Source organism: Mesorhizobium sp. M7A.F.Ca.CA.002.09.1.1 (genome assembly GCF_003998555.1).
In the GTDB taxonomy this organism is placed as follows: Bacteria; Pseudomonadota; Alphaproteobacteria; order Rhizobiales; family Rhizobiaceae; genus Mesorhizobium; species Mesorhizobium ciceri.
In genome coordinates this window covers 1-1,087 of record NZ_RZRR01001295.1, presented here as the reverse complement: position 1 = coordinate 1,087, position 1,087 = coordinate 1, and the positions used below count along the sequence as shown (strand labels likewise).

Annotated in this window: 1 protein-coding gene and 1 pseudogene; both read left to right on the top strand. The window is 60.8% G+C overall.

What is annotated here, in order from left to right; all coding sequences use genetic code 11:
- Nucleotides 1-153 precede the first annotated feature (153 nt).
- Nucleotides 154-912, top strand: a complete 759-nt coding sequence (locus EN994_RS32660; RefSeq protein WP_013531343.1) for a rhomboid family intramembrane serine protease — start codon at nt 154-156, stop codon at nt 910-912.
- Between the two features lie 87 nt (nt 913-999).
- A pseudogene (locus EN994_RS36915) lies at nt 1,000-1,087 on the top strand (inosine-5-monophosphate dehydrogenase); the annotation flags it as partial.

Below are 1,087 nucleotides of genomic sequence, written 5' to 3'. Positions count from 1 at the left end.
GAGTTTTAGGGGAGCAGGGGGCTCGACCGGCCGTTCAAGGGAAACCTTGAACGGCTTCTTTTTTGATTCGCGCCAGATGATTCGCGGTTTGCTGTTCGGTCCGCGTTAATCTAGATGCTCGAGCCTGGAATCCCGCAGTGAGTGCAATTTCAAATGAGTGAACCGGTAATTCCCTCGGAAGCCGACCCGGTCGAGGGCGCGCCCGAGCCGCGGCGCGAGCCGGTGTTCAACCTGCCGCCCGTCGTGCTGGCGGTGATCGGCATCTGCGTCGTCGTCTATCTGTTGCAGCAATATGTGTTGAGCGAATCCCAGCAGATGACATTGCTGTATGACGGGGCCTTCATCCCCGTTCTCTACACCGGGCAATACGGCTTCGACTGGTTCCTGTTTTCGCGGCCCTTCACCTACGCGTTCATGCATGGCGGCTTTGCCCATATCGCCATCAACATGGTGTGGCTCGCCGCGTTTGGCTCACCATTGGCAAACCGTCTGGGAACGCTGTGGTTCGCGCTGTTCTTTGCCGCAACCGGGCTGGCTTCGGTCGCGCTTTTCTGGGCACTGCATCCTTACGGTGAGGCGCCGCTGGTCGGGGCTTCCGGTGCGATATCAGGCATGATGGGGGCTGCGGCGCGTTTTGGCTTCCGCACCGATCGTTCGGCCGGCAAGGCCGCCTTCGCCGGCCCGGTGCTGCCGATCGCATTCGTGTTGCGCTTGCGCGGTGTCGTGATTTTCCTTGCCATGTGGATGGTCATCAATCTCGCCACCGGCCTGCTCGGTTTTGCCCCGGGGGTAGACGGCCAGATCGCCTGGGAGGCCCATATTGGCGGCTTTGTCGCCGGCTTCTTCGGCCTGCGCTGGTTCGACAGGCGATGGCAGGCGCCCGAATGGGAGACGGCCGACCACCACACTTGAAATGCAACCGATCACGGCGCACGATGTTCACTCTTACGTGAAGGCCGGTCAGGGCAGGAACCGGCAGGCAAAGCAGAGGAGGACGCCATGACGGTTAAGGCAATTCTCGAGAGAAAAGGCCATGACGTGTTGACGCTCGGGCCGAACGAAAAGCTTAGCGAAGCCATCCGTATCC

Bases quoted from the DNA above. Each gene is read 5' to 3' on its own strand.
- EN994_RS32660 (WP_013531343.1), top strand. From the start codon at position 154: ATGAGTGAACCGGTAATTCCCTCGGAAGCCGACCCGGTCGAGGGCGCG.